At 37.2% G+C, this 20,297-nt stretch carries 18 protein-coding genes and 2 pseudogenes; 5 read left to right on the top strand and 15 right to left on the bottom strand.

The window, feature by feature from the left end; genetic code table 11:
• Window positions 1–98: 98 nt before the first annotated feature.
• Both ACFOU2_RS23540 and ACFOU2_RS23535 read left to right on the top strand, forming a co-directional pair.
• Window positions 99–458: pseudogene (locus ACFOU2_RS23540) on the top strand (glucose PTS transporter subunit EIIB); the annotation flags it as partial.
• A 4-nt stretch (window positions 459–462) separates the two neighbouring features.
• Window positions 463–1,246: pseudogene (locus tag ACFOU2_RS23535) on the top strand (endonuclease/exonuclease/phosphatase family protein).
• A 58-nt stretch (window positions 1,247–1,304) separates the two neighbouring features.
• Here the strand turns inward: ACFOU2_RS23535 and ACFOU2_RS23530 are convergent.
• The 11 genes from ACFOU2_RS23530 to ACFOU2_RS23480 form a co-directional block, all read right to left on the bottom strand.
• Window positions 1,305–2,399 carry a PRK06851 family protein gene (locus ACFOU2_RS23530; RefSeq protein ID WP_377918769.1) on the bottom strand — a complete coding sequence of 365 codons (1,095 nt, stop codon included), beginning with the start codon at window positions 2,397–2,399 and terminating at the stop codon, window positions 1,305–1,307.
• 160 nt (window positions 2,400–2,559) lie between these two features.
• Complete coding sequence (locus ACFOU2_RS23525) at window positions 2,560–4,746, bottom strand: DNA topoisomerase III (RefSeq protein ID WP_377918767.1); 2,187 nt, start codon at window positions 4,744–4,746, stop codon at window positions 2,560–2,562.
• Between the two features lie 132 nt (window positions 4,747–4,878).
• A complete protein-coding gene (gene ybaK, locus ACFOU2_RS23520) occupies window positions 4,879–5,355 on the bottom strand; it encodes a Cys-tRNA(Pro) deacylase (protein WP_377918765.1) in 477 nt (158 codons plus the stop codon).
• 415 nt (window positions 5,356–5,770) lie between these two features.
• Window positions 5,771–7,285 carry an ATP-binding protein gene (locus ACFOU2_RS23515; protein ID WP_377918764.1) on the bottom strand — a complete coding sequence of 505 codons (1,515 nt, stop codon included), beginning with the start codon at window positions 7,283–7,285 and terminating at the stop codon, window positions 5,771–5,773.
• A gap of 299 nt (window positions 7,286–7,584) precedes the next feature.
• A complete protein-coding gene (locus ACFOU2_RS23510) occupies window positions 7,585–8,676 on the bottom strand; it encodes a fatty acid desaturase family protein (protein ID WP_377918763.1) in 1,092 nt (363 codons plus the stop codon).
• Between the two features lie 674 nt (window positions 8,677–9,350).
• Window positions 9,351–9,932, bottom strand: a complete 582-nt coding sequence (locus ACFOU2_RS23505; RefSeq protein WP_377918762.1) for a hypothetical protein — start codon at window positions 9,930–9,932, stop codon at window positions 9,351–9,353.
• A 9-nt stretch (window positions 9,933–9,941) separates the two neighbouring features.
• A complete protein-coding gene (locus ACFOU2_RS23500; protein WP_377918761.1) occupies window positions 9,942–11,123 on the bottom strand; it encodes an Alp7A family actin-like protein in 1,182 nt (393 codons plus the stop codon).
• Between the two features lie 545 nt (window positions 11,124–11,668).
• Window positions 11,669–12,004: an Mpo1-like protein gene (locus ACFOU2_RS23495; protein WP_377918759.1), complete on the bottom strand. Its 336-nt coding sequence runs from the start codon at window positions 12,002–12,004 to the stop codon at window positions 11,669–11,671.
• Window positions 12,005–12,291: 287 nt separating this feature from the next.
• Window positions 12,292–13,020 (bottom strand): amino acid ABC transporter ATP-binding protein, encoded by a 729-nt coding sequence (locus tag ACFOU2_RS23490; protein ID WP_377918758.1) that lies wholly within the window; start codon window positions 13,018–13,020, stop codon window positions 12,292–12,294.
• Window positions 13,017–13,661, bottom strand: coding sequence for an amino acid ABC transporter permease (locus tag ACFOU2_RS23485; RefSeq protein ID WP_377918757.1), 645 nt, complete (start codon window positions 13,659–13,661; stop codon window positions 13,017–13,019). The genes ACFOU2_RS23490 and ACFOU2_RS23485 overlap by 4 nt, the downstream gene beginning before the upstream one ends.
• A gap of 63 nt (window positions 13,662–13,724) precedes the next feature.
• Window positions 13,725–14,498, bottom strand: a complete 774-nt coding sequence (locus ACFOU2_RS23480) for a transporter substrate-binding domain-containing protein (protein WP_377918756.1) — start codon at window positions 14,496–14,498, stop codon at window positions 13,725–13,727.
• Between the two features lie 533 nt (window positions 14,499–15,031).
• On the opposite strand from ACFOU2_RS23480, the gene ACFOU2_RS23475 reads away from it, so the two are divergent.
• From ACFOU2_RS23475 to ACFOU2_RS23465, 3 genes are all read left to right on the top strand, one after another.
• The gene (locus ACFOU2_RS23475) at window positions 15,032–15,667 is read left to right on the top strand and encodes a hypothetical protein (protein WP_377918755.1); all 636 of its coding nucleotides are present in this window, start codon (window positions 15,032–15,034) and stop codon (window positions 15,665–15,667) included.
• Between the two features lie 553 nt (window positions 15,668–16,220).
• Window positions 16,221–16,730 (top strand): acyl-CoA thioesterase, encoded by a 510-nt coding sequence (locus ACFOU2_RS23470; RefSeq protein ID WP_377918754.1) that lies wholly within the window; start codon window positions 16,221–16,223, stop codon window positions 16,728–16,730.
• A 15-nt stretch (window positions 16,731–16,745) separates the two neighbouring features.
• Window positions 16,746–17,117 carry a hypothetical protein gene (locus ACFOU2_RS23465; RefSeq protein ID WP_377918753.1) on the top strand — a complete coding sequence of 124 codons (372 nt, stop codon included), beginning with the start codon at window positions 16,746–16,748 and terminating at the stop codon, window positions 17,115–17,117.
• A gap of 238 nt (window positions 17,118–17,355) precedes the next feature.
• On the opposite strand, the gene rlmH is transcribed toward ACFOU2_RS23465, so the two are convergent.
• From rlmH to ACFOU2_RS23445, 4 genes are all read right to left on the bottom strand, one after another.
• Entirely contained in the window at window positions 17,356–17,835 is a 480-nt protein-coding gene (gene rlmH, locus ACFOU2_RS23460; protein WP_377918752.1) for a 23S rRNA (pseudouridine(1915)-N(3))-methyltransferase RlmH, read from the bottom strand.
• A 94-nt stretch (window positions 17,836–17,929) separates the two neighbouring features.
• On the bottom strand, window positions 17,930–18,088 hold the full coding sequence (locus ACFOU2_RS23455) for a CxxH/CxxC protein (RefSeq protein ID WP_377918751.1): 159 nt from the start codon (window positions 18,086–18,088) through the stop codon (window positions 17,930–17,932).
• A gap of 76 nt (window positions 18,089–18,164) precedes the next feature.
• Entirely contained in the window at window positions 18,165–19,373 is a 1,209-nt protein-coding gene (locus ACFOU2_RS23450) for a S1C family serine protease (protein WP_377918750.1), read from the bottom strand.
• A gap of 120 nt (window positions 19,374–19,493) precedes the next feature.
• Window positions 19,494–20,288: an MBL fold metallo-hydrolase gene (locus ACFOU2_RS23445; protein WP_377918748.1), complete on the bottom strand. Its 795-nt coding sequence runs from the start codon at window positions 20,286–20,288 to the stop codon at window positions 19,494–19,496.
• Window positions 20,289–20,297: the final 9 nt, after the last annotated feature.

Genomic DNA, 20,297 nt, shown 5'->3' with positions numbered 1-20,297 from the left:
TTTTATTGCATTATAAAACAGCTTTGATTAGAAAAAATATACAAGCGGTTGCACTTAAATATGCACAGAAAGCAATCAAGTAGATTCATAGTGTTTAAAATTTTACACCTTTTATTTTTCGAATAAAGAAAACGGATACATAAGGAGGAAAATTTCAATATATTGAAGAAGAAAACATTTCAGCAGCACAAGGCGGAACAGGCACAAATACGAACGATGGTTCTCTTGCTACAACCGTTATCAGTTTATTAGGCGGTCAGGAAAACATTGAAGACGTAGATGCTTGTATGACACGCCTACGCGTAACAGTAAAAGATATAGGTGCGGTAGCTTCAGAGCAGCAATGGAAACAAAACGGCGCATTAGGATTAATCGTAAAAGATAAAGGAGTACAAGCCATTTACGGTCCGAAAGCAGACGTATTGAAGTCTGACATTCAAGACCGTTTAGGAGCGTAATGTCATGAAGCTTTTAACATTAAATTGCCATTCCTGGCAAGAATCAGCTGAACAAAATCAAATGTCTAGCAGAAACAATTAAAGAAAAATCATATGATGTCATTGCTTTACAAGAAGTCAGTCAATCCATCAATGCCCCTGCCATATCAGGACTTTTAAAAGAGGATAACTTTGCAGTTGTGTTGCTGGAAGAGCTACAAAAACTTGGCGTGACGGATTATGAACTGATTTGGGATTTTGCTCATATTGGGTATGAAGTGTACGAAGAAGGAGTAGCCATCTTAACAAAACACCCAATCGTTAAAGACGATTCCTTTTTCATCTCAAAGCAAGACGATACAAACTATTGGAAAACCCGTAAAATCGTCGGTGTTCAAATCAACTATCAAAGCTTGCCAATTTCGTTTTACTCCTGCCATCTTGGCTGGTGGCAAGATGAGGAAGAGCCTTTTCAATATCAAATGGATTCCCTTATGAACCAGACAAAGAAAGAATCCCTGACTTTTTGGATGGGTGATTTCAATAACAATGCCCTTGTCCGTGGAGAAGGATACGATTATATCATGAAGAAAGGTTTATATGATACGTATCATCTCGCACATAAAAAAGACAGCGGTGTAACGGTTAAAGGGAAAATTGCCGGCTGGGATCAAAATAGGAAAGATCTTCGAATCGATCTCATTTTGGTTAACCAGCCCATAAAAGTGAAATCATCCAATGCAATATTTAATGGAACGAATAAGCCGATTATCTCCGATCATTATGGAGTAGAAGTTGATATAGAGTAAAGAAACAGCGGATATCCTAGTAGATATCCGCTGTTTCCTTATAACGGTAAACTTTCTCCTATTTCTGTGAAAGCTGCTCAATTTCCGTTTGGATTTCCTCTTTGATTTCTTCTACTTTTCCGAAATCCATCGCTTCAATATAAATGGCTTCCAGCTCATCATGCAGTGATTTTGCTTGAGCTAAATAAGAGATTGCTTCCTTCATTTTGGCAGAGTACCGTCCGGAAACATCTAAAAGCTGCTCTGCATATCTTTCATCTGTTCCTGCATTAATGAGTGTTCCGTACATATCAATAATTTCATCTGAACTTTTTTCCGGGAAATATTCATGAGGTGCTGTACTGTCAAAAATGGCAAATCCCAACTCCCTCACAATGACCATATCGAGGCTCTTTGGGTCAAAGCCGCAGTGATACACTTCCACATCGAAACCTCGTTCTTCTGCATTTGCCGCAATTTTTTTCAACATCGTCGATTTTCCAGATCCCGGTCTTCCTTTGATAAAATAGCGGTTTGATACATCCTCCGTCAAGTTAGGAACAAAGTCGACAGCTCCTTTTGGAGTGGCAGCTCCAAGAAAACGATGGCGAACATCAGCTTTTTTGTTTAATGTTTGATGCTGGAAAAGTTGTTTCATTAATTGTTCAGTTAAAGCATTGGCTTTTGAAAAATCCATGTTGGCTATATAAATTTTTTCCCAATTATCATGAATTTTTAATGCCTGGGAAAAACAAGAATAAGCCGATTGGAAAGCATCGCTAATGTTTTGATTATATTGAACAATGTTTTCCCTGTGGCCGCATAGCTTACCAGAATCCCATGCTGTTCCCAAGTTCACATACTCCTCCACCGCACCGGGAGCTTTTGGTTCAATGACGTGAGGTGCTGTACCGTCTACAATAGCAACTTTTAGCTGCTCAATGATAACCCCATCAATCGAATCATTATCGGAGGAACAATGTAAATATTGAACATTATATCCTTTGCTGTTCCAGTCTGCCCCGATTTGTTTCATCAAGGAAGACTTCCCTGTCCCCGGCCCCCCTTTTAAAATGAACAGACGATCCATACCTTTAAGATTGGATTCATACAAGCTGTAAAATCCGCGTGCTGTATTGCCGCCTGCATAATAATTAATTACTCTTCCAGTCATCGCAAACTCCCCTTTTTCATCGAGATAAAAATACATGGTCATATAGACTAACATATGCCAGAAAGAACGAATAGGTGAATGCCTAGAACGCGCTCGCCTTCTCAAGGCTATAAAAATAAAAAGAGAAGTGCTGAACAAATGGCACTTCTCTTTTTGAATCTTATTTAAGCTTAAATTTAGCAAGAGCTTCCGCAAACGGATTATTCAAAGGCTCCCCGTTGTCTTGATTTTTAAGATATTTATTAATATCTTTTTTGGAAACTTTGCTGTTCTTCTCTTTTTTCTTTCTTTCGTTAAATGTAGACAGCTTTTCGCGATGACCGCAGCTGCAGGCAAAAATTTGTCCTTCTCCTTCACCTCGAAGCTCTAGACGTTTATGGCAATTTGGACACCTACTATTAGTGATTTTCGCAATGTTTTTGCGGTGTCCGCATTCACGGTCCTGACAGACAAGCATCTTCCCTTTTTTTCCGTTCACTTCTAACATCAGCTTGCCGCAGTCTGGACATCTGCTTCCTGTCAGGTTATCATGTTTAAATTTCTTTTCGCTGTTTTTAATTTGGTGAACAGCCGTTTTGGCATAGTCTTTCATTTCCTTAATGAATGTCTGCTTTTTCATTTTGCCCGCTGCGATGGCTCCGAGCTTTTGCTCCCACCGAGCTGTAAGAGCCGGCGATTTGAGCTCTTCCGGTGCTAAGTCCAGTAGTTGCTTTCCTTTAGAGGTGATAAAAATCTCTTTTCCTTTCTTTTCGATTAAGAAACTGTTGAATAGCTTCTCGATGATATCGGCTCTTGTAGCAACCGTACCTAATCCGCCTGTTTCCCCAATCGTTTTGATTAAATCTTTGTTTTCATGAGCCATATATTTTACCGGATTTTCCATGGCTGACAGTAAAGTTCCTTCGTTAAAACGCTCAGGCGGTTTTGTTTCCCCTTTTGTTTGAATGAAAGAGGTTACTGGCAAGATGTCGCCTTTTTGAATAGCCGGCAAGGTTTGGTCCGCTACTTCATCTTTTCCTTGTTCATCTTCATACTTGTTTTCGTATACTTCTTTCCACCCTTGAGCTTGTACGATTTTTCCGTTTGCCGTAAACAATTCATTGCCTATTTTTGCTTTAACTGTGGTTTGTTCGTATTCAAATGGCGGATACAAGACCGCCAAAAAGCGTTTCACGATCAAATCATAAATTTTTCGTTCTTTATCGCTTAACGAGCTGAGTAAAACAGATTGCTCTGTTGGAATGATTGCATGGTGATCTGACACTTTGCTGTCATCTACGAATGATTTCTTGGCCTTAATAGGCAGTCTTAACAGCTTGGCAGTAAGCTGGTTGTAAGGTTTCATGCTGCAGGCTTCTATTCTTTCTTTTAACGTTTCGACCATATCCGTAGATAAGTATCTAGAATCGGTCCGCGGGTAAGTGACCACCTTATGATGTTCATAAAGTTTTTGTAGAATAGAAAGTGTTTCTTTAGCAGAATAATTAAATTTTTTATGGGCGTCACGCTGAAGTTCCGTTAAATCATAAAGCTGCGGAGAATAACTTTTCTTATACGCCTTTTCTACTTCGACAATTTCTGCTTTTTGGTTTCGAAGAGAAGAAAGGATTTGATCACATTTTTCCTTAGAAAAAGTTTTTATATCCTTTGTTTTGGAATCTTGCCATGTCAGCTTTAACTGATTTGTCACCGCTGTGATTCCATAAAACGTTTTCGGTTTAAATTCCTTAATTTCTTCCTCTCTTTTTGCAATCATGGCAAGCGTTGGTGTTTGTACCCGCCCGCAAGAAAGCTGGGCATTATACTTGGCCGTTAAAGCACGGGTCGCATTAATTCCTACAACCCAGTCCGCTTCTGCACGTGCAACAGCTGAAGCGTATAAGTTTTCATATTCTTTGCCATCTTTTAAACGGCGAAACCCTTCTTTGATAGCTTTATCCGTGACAGATGAAATCCATAGCCTCTTAATCGGTTTTTGGATATGGACTTTTTCGATAATCCATCTTGCCACAAGTTCCCCTTCGCGTCCTGCATCTGTAGCAATGACAATCTCTTTGACGTCTTTTCGGTTCATTTGGGCTTTTACAGTTTGAAATTGCTTGCCTGTTTTTTTAATGACCACAAGTTTTAAATGTGAAGGAAGCATCGGCAAATCTTCTAGATTCCATGATTTATATTTATCATCATAAGCTTCCGGATCTGCCAATGTCACTAAATGTCCTAAAGCCCACGTCACGATATATTGATTTCCTTCTAAATAACCGTTTCCTTTTTTAGGGCAATTCAACACCCTTGCTAAATCTCGGCCTACAGAAGGCTTTTCAGCTAATACTAATATTTTACTCATCAAAACATCCTTTCCATGCTGCTAAACTGATGTGAAAAGTCAGTATGCTTACATGCTCCTTGTATTGTATAACATGTCATCTTTATTTTATCCTGCTCCAACAGGCAGTAACTCCCTCCATCGGGTGATGTTTCATTTAATAACATCTTGCAGCTCAGCTTCTGTCACTTTTTGAAGTTCTTCGACCGGCAATTCAATTTGAATGCCGATTTTTCCTCCGCTCACTACAATGGTTTCTAGTTCAGAAGCGGTTTTGTCGATAAAAGTCGGATAAGCTTTTTTCATTCCGATTGGAGAGCATCCACCTCGGATATATCCCGTCCATTTTTGAATGTCTTTTACCGGGATCATTTCAATTTTCTTTTCCCCTGCTGCTTTTGCTGCCTTCTTCAAGTCCAACTCAGCTTCAACTGGAATGACAAACACATATAGATTTCGACTACTGCCTTGCGTTACCAATGTTTTATAGACAAGCGATACATCTTTTCCAATTTTAGACGCTACCGAAATACCATCAATTTTACCATCTTTATTATCATATGTTATTACATTATATTGAATCTTTTTCCCGTCTAGAAGACGCATTGCGTTCGTTTTCGTTTGTGCCATATCATTTACCTCTTTATATATATACTGATTCCACCTAAAAATAAAAGCTAACTCCTTCAATCAGGAACTTCCTTCCCCCTATTCTATCTCTTCTTTTCTCTCAAAGCACGATATAAGGGCCATCATGATTCTTTCTTAATAAAGAACAATTTTTAATTGTTCTTTTAAAAGAACGTATATTTCCGGCGTCCAAGTACTATTTCCAGAAAGGAGCACTTCTTATGAAGAAAAACTGTCCGCACCACGTGCACAAAACCCCAAAATCGATATCTATCTTTTTTACTATAAATAGTGATTAAACGAAAAACTCTCACCTTGTTTTTTATGAAGCGATGAGAGTTTTTTAAATCACGTTAAAAAAATTCCCGTTATTTCTTCCTTGATCATGAAAATTTCTACGTCTGCACCGTAATACTTATCTCTCCCTGCCCTTTTTTGCAATCATATAAGCCTGCCTAGGATGGTTAGGCTGGTCAGGATATTTTAATCTGATCTTTCCTTGACTTGATAATTTAGTTAAATAATTGTTTCGCAGTCCATCAGGCGTCCTTTCTAATAAGGAAGCCAGTTCTTTTAGCATTAGCGGCTTTTTTTCGACAAGCTTTACAATGATTTCTTCCATCCTATGAGGACTAAGTCGCTTTTTCCGTCTAGCAATCTCTGAGATTTCCCATAATTGGCTCTCAACCTCTGTACTTTCGCTTTCATTATCCATTAATTCAATCATTTCTGCTTCTACATCATTTTCCTTTAAGATGTCTTCTTCTTCTCTACTCCACTGGTCTACATCATCTAAAGAGCCCCACTCGTTATTGTAGGAGTTACCTTCGTTATTATAGGAGTTCGCACCGTTATTACAGGAGTAATCATCGTTATTTACGGAGTTTAAACTCTTATTAACGGAGTAAATATCTTTATTTATGGAGTTTTCATCACTATTACAGGAGTTTAAACTCTTATTTAAGGAGTTCTCATCTTTATTTATGGAGTCTGTTTCTTTATTTACGGAGTTCTCATTTTCCGCATTTTTCGTCAATAATAAATTATTTCCCGGAATTGATGCTTGCTTTTCATCTTCTTTTTGGACCTTTATCCTTTCTTTTTTCTCCGCCAATCGAGGCATCGCGCTCAGTGTTAAGATGATTCTTTCCGATTGGGTATTTTGTATCAACTCCGGTGGGTCTCCCCCTAAAGTCCTCCATGTTAAATCAATGCTTTTCAATCCTGATCCTGCCCGTTTGCAAAGTCCGATCAAAATGAACATTTTAAACAAGGTAGGATTGAGAAGATGACTCGTTCCACCTTGCATGGCCTGCTCTACAGAAATTAGGAATGTTCCGGGATTAGAAAATTGAAAAAAGTTCTTTTCTCTTTCAATAATGATACCGCCTTCACCATAGTAATCAGCATGGACCAATGTATTGATCAAAGCCTCATGTAAAGAGGAACGAATGAGCGTCTCCTCGCGATGGTGAACATGGTCAGGATTCATATCCTCATGAAAGTCAGAAGTCAACTGTTCAATGACCTTAAAGTAGAAGTCGTAAACATTGCCTGACCATGTTCCATCCTGGGAAGTAAAACGCTTTGACCAATTCCCATTTATTATACTAGTCAAATTTTCTCTGTATTCCAGAAAATATTGAGGTAAAACTTCTGTGATAATTCTTTCTTCGCTAAACATTAATAATCCAGCAAGGGTGAGCCCCTCCATGCTCGTATTTCGCAGTTTTCCCCAGGCACCAATTTTGTACAAAAAGTCTTTCGTCTCCAGTCCATTCCAGGGGTGATCAGGCTTAACGGATAAAAATCGCTGGCGGTAATTTTTAATGGACTCAAAGTTCAATTCATTCAATCCATAATGCTCTAAAATCACATTATCCTGTGAGGCTGATGAATGGTCAGCTGGATATTTTGTATTTTTATTCACTTCTAATCTCCCTCTTATGTTAAATTAATCACTGTTTTTCTATTGAAATCCAACCATTATTATTCTTATTCTATCATCTTTTATCAATCGTCTCCTCCTTTCTCAAGAGAATGCCCTATTGTTAATCATGGAAAATTACTGGAATCTGAGGAAATTAATTTTGAAAAAGTTGAAACAAACCATTATATAAAGATAAGGATATATAAAAAACCACTTCGCTTCCTGGAAGTGGTTTTCTATCTTTATTGATATGATATTGAAGACTTTCATGAAAAAATATAACAGTTCTAATAAACGCTTTATTTAGAGGCTAACTTTTTAGGAACAGCTTTTTCTTCTTCAAGATTCATTTTGCGATAACGAATATTAGCTGGATCTAAGCCATTTCCTAATGAACCATAAACATTATTTTCTCTAGGATCGATTAATTCATTGTTCTTATAATAGATTCTAGGCGTTTTCCAAAGGGCTCTTAACGCTTGGGTCATTGGCATTTCATGATAGCGTTCAGGCCACATCCTTTTAATATGTTGTTTGACCAATGGATAGTATTTGGAACTCATACCAGGGAAGAGATGATGCTCCGTATGATATGAGAAGTTAAAGTGAAGAACATCCACCCACTTCGGTACTGTTACAGAAAGGCTGTTGGCCAATGGATCATTAACTGGTACAAGGGGGTTTAGACGATGGTTTGTTGAAATATAGGCCATTACAATAAAGTTGCCGATTAACAAGGGAAGCAAAAATGCGAAAAACCATTTTCCAGGCCCCATCAAAAATAGTAATCCGATCCAAGTTGCCCAAGGAACTATTAACTGTAACCAAACCTTTGGTTGCGTCTTTGGATTGAATTGTTTAATAAAGTGAATAAACATTCGGGTAGAATGTAAGCTGAACTCAATCGTTAAAAAAGTAAAACTGATAAATGACCGGACAAACCGAGGAAGTCGGTAAGCCCAGCTCAAGAAAGGGCTTTTAGCAAGCTTTTCCAAGGTTGGCCATGAATCAGGGTCTTTCTCATCATTTTGAGTGTGAACATGGTGCGTTGCATTATGCCATTTTCTCCAGAGTTTCGGCCCTGTGGTTAAAGGAAAGAAAGCAATCGCGCCAAGCAAGTCTCGGAGCCACGGTTTTCTTACGACCGTACCGTGCAAGATTTCATGGCCCAGGAGGCCCATTCCTGCAAAACTGGCTCCCAATATTAGAGCGATTATCAGACTGATCCATGGGTTTAAATCTAATAAACCAATGGTGAGAAAACCTGAAATGACGACAATCAAATAGGCAAGACCACCAAAGAGGCGAGCAGGAACCGGTTTAAATGCCTCTTTTGGTAAATGCGGCGATATGCGAGCTGCATACCATGCAAATGAATGAAGCTCCTTCATCGTTAGACTCCTTTCGTTTTGGCCCTTCACCTGATGCAGCAAGGAGTTATATCTCTTTTTATGTCCTCCCAAAATAAAGATAGCATTTAACTTTTGGAAACATAAAGGAAATGATCACTCGCTATCATGACAAGGGCTAACAGTTTGTAATTTTATGCACTAGTAGGAGACAACCCCCCGGATAGATGATTGCTTCCTTCTAAATTTTCTATCTAATTGGAAACGGATGCTTTTCCGTTGAATTTTGAAATACACCTACAATCTCCATCCTATCAGCTTATTTTCACACTTGTCAATCAATTTTTTATCACTTGGTACTAATTGCTAATTATATTTACTGGTCATAATAACCAATTTGTTAATAAATGCTATAAATCATGGTTTGATAACCCTCTAAAATATTATTTCCACAAAATAAATAAACCATTTTATTCTAATGTTCAAAATTCAATTACTACTTTAGTATAATTATTAAAAAGTGTGATACGAAAAACCAAGTTGAAGGAGAGGGGGAGGGATTGATCAAACATTAGAAAAGAGAGGATCTGTTCTAGTGAACAGATCCTCTCTTTTCTTCTTTATCCTTTTTTCACAAATATGAAACAAACCGTTGATCATTGTTTCGCCCGGTTCTAAAAATGTATAGGTGTTTTTTAGAACAGGTAGGAGGGGGATTATTTATTCATCTGAGCAAGAAAATCCCCCAGAAGATCGTCCATGTCTTCTTCTTTCTCTTCTTCAATAGGGGAAGTGTGAGTTTGTTTTGCATTTTCCCAATCAAAGTTATCTAAATCATCGTCTTGATCGTTTTCTTGCTTCTCCTGTATTTGTGATTGGGGATGCATTGAAACCCAATTGATTTCCGTATCTTTACCAGAGGCTATCTCTTCTTGGAGGTATAAAGCATCTTCTATTTCTAATGCACTGCTGTTTAATGACGTAAACAGCGAAGCGGTACGGATAGGATCAGATAGTAATTGGTAGACAATGCTGCCTAATAAGGCCTCAGAATGTTCATGTTTTAACCAATCTCGTTGTGCTTTGTTTAAACCTTTTGGAAGAGGGATGGTAATGGTTTCTCTTTGTTTTGAGAGAGAATCACTCACCCCGTTCATAACGAACTCAGAAATTTTACTAGAAAAGTTTCTTCTTTCAGTTTCCTTTAACCTCTGTAAATGCTTCAATATATGATCAGGTGTATCAGAAGGGATGCGAAAGGTAATAGGCTGTCCCCTCTGTATTCCCTTTTCCTTCATGGAATCACCCTATTTAGTTTTCACCATTTTTTGTTCTTCATTTTGCTTCTCTTTTTGATTTTTTCTTGAGAAATCAGCAATTAATTTATAGTAAGCGTTCGCCATCATCCAAATGCTTTCCCTTTCATCTTCGAAGAAATCAATATTATATCCATCTAAATTATTGTTCAATGTTTTAAGATAATCTTTTAGGATGATGGACCCTCCTCCGATGAAGTAGCAAATTTCAGTTTGGGAGTTCCTTTGCCAAATATTGCGCAAGTGGCGATATTGCTTTTTCGCTAATTCCAAGAGAATTCGGTCTACAATATCATGTACGCTTGTCCGACTTCCTTTTACCATAATATGATTTCGGTCATTTTTCTTCGTGATGATTTCTACTACGTCTCGACGGCTGTCCAGCTCTACACCATGCCTTGAACGAATTTCTTCTCGAATGGCTTCAAGAGACTCTGAAACCCCTAAATTAAATCCCTGTGCTTTGTCGTCATCAACCTTGCGATTTTTAATAACCGCTATATCTGTTGATAAACCGCCAATATCTTGGATGAGGATTCTTTTGTCAATAAGATCCTTGTTGATGATGTTTAAATTATTATCCATAACAAGATTAATAAACGCAGCAAAGCCTTCCGGATAGACTTTCACTTCTTCGAATTTGATATTTACTTTCAGACCTTGATATTTAGGTGTGACTAAGAACTCGACTTGGTGAACAGAACTGAGTAATCGGGAACGATATCCAACATCTTTTCCTTCCTTTACTTCTCTAAGAGGAAGTCCCGTTCCCAATATGTATGTAGCGTCAATTACGTTATTGGAGCGTTTAAATAGCTGTTTATTCTCTTCACGCGCTGCATCTAATGCTAAAGCAGCAAATAACATGACAAGAGTTTGATCTTCTTCAGATTTACTGCTGCCCGGGTCCAGTTCTGAGGAGTTATTGCTTTTTGTTGCTAAATGGCCAACACGATAAATTGAATTATTGTCTTTTAAAGTAGGAGAGTGTAATCGAATATGAATGCCGTCGATAGGATCCTGGTTATCTAATTCTTCTATTCCGATGATTGGACGATCTTCAATATCCTTAGCGATTACATTCGGAATATTTATTTCCGCTTCCATTTTCCCAAAAATACCTTTAAGTGAATCGTTCCCTACATCAATTGCCGCAATACGAGCATTTGCCAAAGAAAGCATCCCCTTTATTGATAATGTTATTTTGTTGATAATTTATTTAGTTCTGATAAAAGATTACCGAAGTTTGGCAGGCTGGTCAATCCTACTTTTCTATCTATTACAAAAATGTAATCTATTAAACTTTTTTGTAATCTTGTGTGCAAATCGGTAAACTTGTGTACAAATCGGTAAACATGTTTTGGATAAAGAGTGTTTACTAAATTGTATACATGTTTACGATTTAGAATACATTTGTACTCAATTTGTAAACATGTATACTTTCACGTAAACATGTCGGTTTCTACCTTTTTTCTCTCCCCTCTTCTTACAAAGAAACCAAAATAAAAAGCCTCTTTTTCTTCAAAAATTTTTAAAAGAAAAAGAAACTTTAATTAAATAGATCACATTCTTCACCAAATATAATCTTATTGACCATACGTCTATCTCGGTCTTGCGACGATTCCATTTTGAACTTTAATAAAAATAAAGCCCCGGCACAGGATTTCAAATCTTCTTTCTTAATACTCTCCTGTTTATCAGCCGTGTTGAACCCGCTATTACACTTGAATTTTTGTCTCGGGCATTTTATCCAGTTCCTTTTGCAATTGACCAAAAAGGATTAAACGGTACATACGAAAATCGGCGCGAAGAGACCAGAGCGGATGGCCAAAGGTGGCAGGCTTATTTTCTTCGATGAAAAAATGGCTGAACCATGCAAAACCATACGCGATTATAGGTGCTAATAAGATCCACCAGAAGTTGAATGTGAAAATAGTCAATAATATACATACAAACACAAAACTCGTACCAATAAAATGCCACGCTCTTGTAGAAGACTTACTATGTTGAGACAAATAAAAAGGCCAAAACTCTTCATAATCTTTAAAAGTCATTCTCATTCCCTCCCAACCCCAATATTGAGCACCCTTATTGATTTATTTCCACAATACGAGTTTAACTCCTCTTTTATTTCATGTTCAATTTTAGGTCCAACATTTGTATAGATATGAAAGGGATTTTTCCTTTCATTGTAAAGATGATATTTGAAATTTTTCTCAGCTAACTGCTTAAATCATCCCAAACGGAGCAAGATCTAATCTATAAGTATCCAGCAGTCTATTTTAAATACAACCATTCTTTGAAAATATCTTTTGTAAAAATTATTGTAAAAAACCTTCTTTTATAGTACTTTGCTTAAAAAAGCTTTTGTTCGTTCGTGCTGTGGATTGCCAAATAGTTCATTCGGTTCGTTTTCTTCCACAATATAACCGCCGTCCATAAAGATGACACGATCGCCTACTTCACGCGCAAATCCCATCTCATGGGTAACAACAACCATTGTCATGCCCTCTTTAGCCAATTGTTTCATAACCTCTAATACATCCCCGACCATCTCAGGGTCGAGCGCTGATGTTGGTTCGTCAAAGAGCATGATTTTCGGGTTCATTGCCAAAGCTCTCGCAATAGCAACACGTTGCTTTTGTCCACCTGATAATTCTCCGGGATAGCTCCCCGCCTTTTCTCTTAACCCGACTTTATCAAGAAGCTCAAGTGCTCTTTCCTTCGCCGCTTCTTTTGATGTTGAACGTACCTTAATAGGCGCAAGTGTAACATTTTCTAATACTGTTTTATGCGGGAAAAGGTTGAATTGCTGAAATACCATTCCAACGTCTTGTCTCACTTTGTTAATGTTAATCTTCGGATCCGTAATATCCTGGCCATTAACAATTACATGACCATCTGTAATTTCCTCAAGCCGATTCAAGCAACGAAGAAATGTGCTTTTTCCCGAACCAGAAGGACCTATTACACAAACAACCTCTTTTTCCTTAATTTCTGCATTTATATCTTTTAGAACCTCTAGATTTCCAAATGACTTTTTTAAATTTTTTACTTGGATGACACTCATCGTAACTCAAATCTCCTTTCAAGGAAATTAGCAAGTATAGTTAGTAAATAAATGATTATGAAATACATAATACCGACCGTCAGCCAAATTTTAAATGCTTCAAATGTAGCAGAAGCTTGAATTTCCCCCTGCTGCGTTAAATCAGCAATCCCGATAATAGACAGAAGGGAAGTATCCTTTAAGCTGATGATTGACTGGTTTGTAATTGTAGGAAGCATTCTTCGAAACGCTTGTGGAAGAATAACATAGCGCATATTTTGAATGCTTGTTAAACCAAGGGATCTCGCCGCCTCCGTTTGTCCTTTATCAATAGATTGGATACCGGCTCGAATGATTTCGGCAAAATAGGCTCCTGCATTAATCGCAACCGTAATAATCCCCGCTGTTGTACTGTCAAATGAGATCCATTCCAATGAATTAAGACCGAAATAAATAAAAAACAACTGAACAAGGAAGGGGGTTCCACGAATAGCATCGATAAATACTTTAGCAATCCAATTTAAGATTTTTATGGGAGCTAATCGGAACAAAGCCATTACTAACCCGATAATAAAACCTAAAATGATGGCTATTACAAAAATATACAGGGTTACTTGAAGACCCATCATAAGATAAGGGAAGGCCGTGGCAATTGTATCCATAACATTCATCTCCTTTCAAAAAGAAAGCACGCTAGCCGCGCGCCTTACTTTTGTTATAATGATTTATTCGCCAAGGTATGTTTTGACTATCTCGTCGTATTTTCCACTTTCTTTAAGTTCTGATAAACCCTTATTGATTTTCTCTAATAGTTCTTGGTTTTTTCCTTTTAGGACAGCAATTCCATATTGGTCTCCATTTAGGCGGTCACCAGCGATTTCTAATCCAAGATCTTTTTGTGCGATAGCGTATGCAATGACAGGATAGTCTTCTATAAGAGCATCAGCATTTCCATTCGCTACTTCTTGGAACATAGCAGGGCTGTCATTGAACTGAACTACTTTAAATCCTTGTTTACCAGCATTTTCTTGTGCATAATTTGCACCAGTCGTTCCCTTTTTAACAGCTACTGTTTTTCCTTTTAAATCGTCAACTGATTTGATGTCTGTATTGCCCTTTTTAACAACCAATGTGATTCCGGCATCAAAGTACGGCTCCGAAAAATTAACAACTTTTTTTCTTTCATCCGTAATGCTCATACCAGCAATCGCAACATCCAATTCCCCGGCTTGCATTGCAGGAATGATTCCACCAAAATCCATAGGAGCTAATTCAATTTTAAAACCTTGATTATCAGCGATCGCATTGATTAAATCAATATCAATCCCTTTATATTTTCCACCCTCTTCGAACTCAAATGGAGGATAAGTTGTATCCACGCCAACTTTATATACCTTATTGCCATCCCCTTCTTTGCCGCCTGCACTATCTTCAGCACCACAAGCAGCTAATAGAAGAGTAAAAATCAAAAATAAACTTGCTAAAAAAATTTTCTTCATAATATTCCCCCTATTTATAATGTTTATTTTTAATTTATATTTAAAAATTATCTGATAATACATTATTAATACATTATAAATAATGAAATTTTAAAAATTGAATAATATTCTAAATTTTATCCGTTAGAAAAAATATATTCAGTCATTTAAAGAGGTAGAAAGCTTAATGAAACATGGTTAATTTTAAGGAATAAAATTCATCTCTACTATATTTTTGGGTTCATTCATCGCTTTGCGGACTTTTAATCTGAACAAATTTTTTACAAACAAAAAAAGAACCGGGACCTAAGAACATTGTGCAGTTCCGGTTCAGTTCCCTCTTACACGGAGTTTTAGGTGATTGAATATCCGCTGTCTTCATTCGCTACTAGTACTCATACTTAGACAAAATTAACCCTTTTAAGTAAATTGAATGCAGATTTCTATCTATATATGAAAGAATTTGAATAATAGTTTTTATAAAAAACAATTTCCTTTATGTTACAATTGAGTGAAATAATAATTGGACTTACTCGGAAAAGGAGATGTTTAATTTGGTTAATAGTTCAGGTAAAAATAAGTGGAGAAAATACTCAGTAATTCCTTATATAATCGCAAACCTTATAGTGCCGTTTTCTATTTTTAATTTTCCGAATGTTCATTTAAATTTTAACCCAATTGATTTTATTTTGAAACCCTTTATGATTATTCCAGTTACGGGTTTGTTACTAACATTATTCATAGAGTGGACAAGATATGCATTTAATCATACTAAAAATCTAAGCTTAACTATCAAAAAAACAGGTGGTATATTATCGCTTAAGGTAGTAAAAAAGAGTTTACCCATCTATATAATAGATGAAAATTATTTTAACAAAGAATTTCAAATCAAAAACTGTACAGTAGTAGATATGCGTATAAAAGATAATGGTGATCTATCCTTTAATGATCATTTAGATGTTGTTAAACTTTACAATTATGATAATCAAGTAAATATTCCCTATTTGATAGAGAAAGCAAATCTCCTTATAAAGAACACTGCATTAAAAAATAAACCGATTACATTCATTGTGGATAGTAAAAAAGAAAGGAATAGAACGATAGCAAAAATATGGCTCAGATTAATTCGTAATCCTAAATCTAAATCGGCAAAGGCTGATATTCATACAATTTTGGAGTTAGTATATTAAGCCTAAATAAGTATCACCTGAAAATAAAAATATTTTCTTCATACTATTATTAACAAAATAAATACCCATCCTCCAACATACAATACAGAGACAAAGTATCAAGGACACTGAATTGTTCTTTGATACTTTTTTAGCTCTATAGGAGCTACCCTCATTACTCTTTTATCCGCTCCGACAAGCTTTGAATAGGTTGGACAACGAGATTGATCTTGACTTCAATTCGATAGAGCAAAATGAGGGAATACATTTCTGATCGAGAGTTATGTTACATCAAAACCATTCCACTAATTTGGAATGGGGGCCTAACCCCTTTGTTGAGGCATCCCGGTGACGAATCTTCATTTTCCATGTTTTTCACATCGTAATCCTAATAAATTCTAGGTGCATAGCGCTAGAATTCATAAGAAAAACGAGAAAAAGTAAAAAAATACCAGATTTTCATTTGTTCATTATTTCAGGAAATATGTAACTGGTTTAATTGAAACAACATCTCCTTACAATAAGAAAAACGGAGGGTAAGAATGAAGGAATGGCTTAAATATAGGGTGATGAAATGGAAGCGAAAAAAATTAACGAAACGCGTGTTATTCATACCGATCAGGTATTGCTTAATGATTTGAATAATTATCATACATTATTTGGCGGAGTTCTAATGAAGAAGATGGATGCATGCGCGACACTTTCGGCTCGCAGGCATTCACGGGTAAAACAATGTGTTACGGCATCGACAGATTCGGTTAATTTCCTCCATCCCATTCGGCAAAGGGATTCGGTCGGTATCGAATCGTTTGTCTGCTATACAGGTAGAAGGTCGATGGAGATTTTCTGCAAAGTGGTTGCTGAAGATCTTGAAACGGGGGAGCGAAGAATTGCCGCTACTGCATTCTTTACTTTTGTCCCTCTAGATGAAAATAAAAAACCGTTGGAAGTGCCTGAAGTCATTCCAGAAACACAGGAAGAAAAATATCTCTACGAAACCGGAAAAGAACGCGAAAAAATCCGCAGACTCAAAAGGGAGCAAAATAAAGAACTCGTATCCAGACTTTCACCGGACAAAGCATGATTAGGGGTTGATGACATGTTGGTATCAGCAAATTATGACGACTTGAAAGATGCAAAGATTGCCATTGAAAACTTAAGTGAAACAAAACCATCTATTTATCATATTTTCTTAAATATCATTGAACTAACCCGTCAACTTAATTATGGTTATCAATATATGGGAGCGTTACTCATGGATGAAGACCCAAGCGAATTTAAACCGATAGGACCAGATGATTATGTATTGTCCGTCTATCATCAGGAAATCGAAAAATTAAAAAAGGACGAAAAATTCCCTGAACTAAAAAAGTTGCTAAAAGAGTATAAACAAGTGAGTTATGCTAATATCAGCAAGTTGGCATTGGGAGAACCTCCAAAAGAGTTAGCCGGTCCAACTGTGATTCATTAAACAAAACGAGGTGGGTGGAAAAATTTCTTCCTTTCCAGCCTCGTTTTGTTTATAGAAACAGAATAAAGATAATCCATTACTCCCGCATAATTGCTCAAAGTTTTTTCCTGTGAACCCATAAGGACAACTAAAATATAATTGCTAAAAGTATACTCACATCACCTATTTCATCTACCATCCAGAGTTAGTGAGAACTTCTAATAATTTTCTGTTAACTTAATTTTTTAAAAAACCTCATTTACTTATGGTACGGTTCATTTCGATTAATCCGAAAGGCACGATACACTTGCTCCAATAAAATCAGTCGCATTAACTGATGTGGAAAAGTCATTTTAGAAAAAGATAAGGAAGCATTCGCCCGCTTCATGACATCCTGGCTTAGTCCTAATGATCCCCCAATAATAAAGGCAATTTTACTTTTGCCGTATGTAGCTAACTGATCAAGATCTCGGGCTAGTTCTTCAGATGATTTCATTTTTCCTTCAATCGCTAGAGCAATGACATGAGTATCATCTGAAATTTTAGATAAAATCCGCTCTCCTTCTTTTTGCTTCACTTGATCCATTTCCAGATCACTTAAATTCTCTGGTGCTTTCTCGTCTGGTAATTCAATAATTTCCACTTTCGCGTAGATCGATAACCGTTTTAAATACTCCTCTATTCCTTGTTTTAAATACTTTTCTTTTAATTTTCCAATCGTTATGATCGAGATATTCACATATTACCCTCACTTTACAAACAATTTACAAACATGTTTTCCACAGTAATTATCCACATATCCACAAATACTATCCGCATATTGTGTAGGAATATTAGTTCCCTACTACATATGTAGCCTCTTTAGAGCAATATCCACAAGTAATGTGGATATCTTTTTCTGGTACTTCTTCTAATACCGGTACCATTTCAGTTTCATCTACAATAATATCCAGCGCTAGCTCTACATGTTCTTTACAGCAATAAATTTTCATATATACCTCCATTATTTATCCACAACTTATACACAACAAAAAAGAGGGGAGATTCTTTTCTCCCCTGTGAATAAGTTTAAAATGTCTCTTTTGCTAATTTCATGGTAACTGTCTTTTTCTTTCCTTCACGGTAGAATGTTACTTCCATTTCATCTCCGATTTCTTTCTTTGTGTAAAGATGTTTACGCAAATCAATGACATCTCGAATTTCTTGTCCATCTAACGCCACAATAACGTCAAATTCTCTCATACCAGCTTGTGCTGCCGGGGACAATGGTTCAACTCCTAATACCGCTACCCCGCTTATAATACTCTTTGGCAATTTTAATGTTTCTCTTAGATGATAGCCTGAAATTTCACTGATTGATTGTAAACTCACACCCATGTAAGGTCTTCTTACCTCACCATACTTTTCTAAATCCTCAATGATAGGTCTGGCAAGATTAACAGGAATGGCTAAACCTATTCCTTCTACTGCTTGCTCTGCAATTTTCATGGAGTTGATTCCAATGAGTTTACCTGCAATGTTAATAAGGGCTCCTCCACTGTTTCCAGGGTTAATGGCTGCATCTGTTTGAATAACTTCAGATTGCCAGTCTGCTATTCCATCTCCATTTAAATCCTGTGGAATGACACGGTTGGTTCCTGAAATAATTCCCTGTGTGACAGATCCTGAAAACTGTAAGCCAAGAGGATTCCCAATTGCAATGACCGGTTCACCTGGTTTAACAGCATCGGAATCTCCGAATTCAGCTATCTTGGATACATGCTCACTAGACATTTCCAATACAGCCAAGTCTGTTAGTGCATCACTTCCAAGGAGACGAGCTGGCACACGGGAACCATCACTTAAACTTACCTCAATCTGGTTCGCTCCTTCAATGACGTGATGATTAGTCACAACAAATGCCCGATTGCCAGCTTTTTTATAAATGACGCCTGAGCCTGTTCCCGCATCTGATTTTTCTTCATTCCAGAAATTTGACTGCTGGATGTTGACTACTCCAACAACAGCTTCTGATGCTTTATCGACCGCTTTCGTTACATCCGTTGTCACATCTACTGCGACTGTTTGCCGAACATTTACTCCCTTTTCGTTCACCTCGTCCTCTTCATTGACACCGGCATTGTAGGGAAGAAGGTTCATCCTTGACAAAGCAGGAAGGGAAAATAACATAATTAAAGCACCGATTATGGCCCCTATCAGCGCAGAAAAAAACCACCTTCCACGTCCCCGGCTGGACCTTGGTTCACGTTTCTCATAATCTTGATCATAATATCCCACTCTGTTCACCTTTCCTTTCACGGCAAGTGATATATGGAGATTCGACTTATTATCCTATTCCTTATTATACCAGATCATCGTTTAAAATCCCTTTTCCCAGTTTTGTCCCGACTAAACAAACTAAAGATAGACAACATCAGTCGGCTTTTTAGGATCTGTATCGTACAAGCTGAACTGTTCTCCTACTCCATATCCTTTTGACTGTAAAACTTGGGCGACAGACATCCTCGCAATTTCTTTCATGTTATTATCTTGACTTAAATGCGCCAAATAAATGCGTTTTGTTTGATTTCCTATTACATCAGCTAATGCCAAAGCAGCATCTTCATTGGAAACATGACCTACATCGCTTAATATTCTGCGTTTAACGCTCCAAGGATAGCGTCCCATCCTTAACATGTCTACATCATGATTGCTTTCAAATACAAAGGCATCACTATCTTTAATAATTCCTTTCATTCGATCACTTACATAACCCGTGTCTGTAATAAGGGTTAGCTTTTTATTTCCTTGATGAAAGACAAAAAACATCGGTTCAGCAGCATCATGCGATACACCAAATGATTCTACTTGCATGCTTCCAAATGTCTTGGCTTCCCCTATATTAAAAATGAAACGTTGATCGGAATGAATTTCTCCAATTAACCCTTCCATCGCTTTCCACGTTTTTTCATTTGCATAGATAGGAAGTTGATATTTCCTAGCTAAGACGCCAAGTCCTTTAATATGATCACTGTGCTCATGGGTAACTAAAATCCCCGAGAGCTGTTTTATATCACGGTCCACCTGCTGAAAGAGGGCCTCCATTTGTTTTCCACTTAATCCTGCATCCACAAGGAGTGATTGTTCCCCGTCGCTAACAAAAATCGCATTTCCCGTACTCCCGCTTGCCAGTACACTAAAATGCATGCTCATACTGTCTCA

The organism is Bacillus songklensis (genome assembly GCF_042649685.1).
Taxonomy (GTDB): Bacteria; Bacillota; Bacilli; order Bacillales; family Bacillaceae_H; genus Bacillus_BA; species Bacillus_BA songklensis.
Note: the sequence above shows the minus strand (reverse complement) of the source record. Positions and strands in the feature narration are given on the sequence as shown.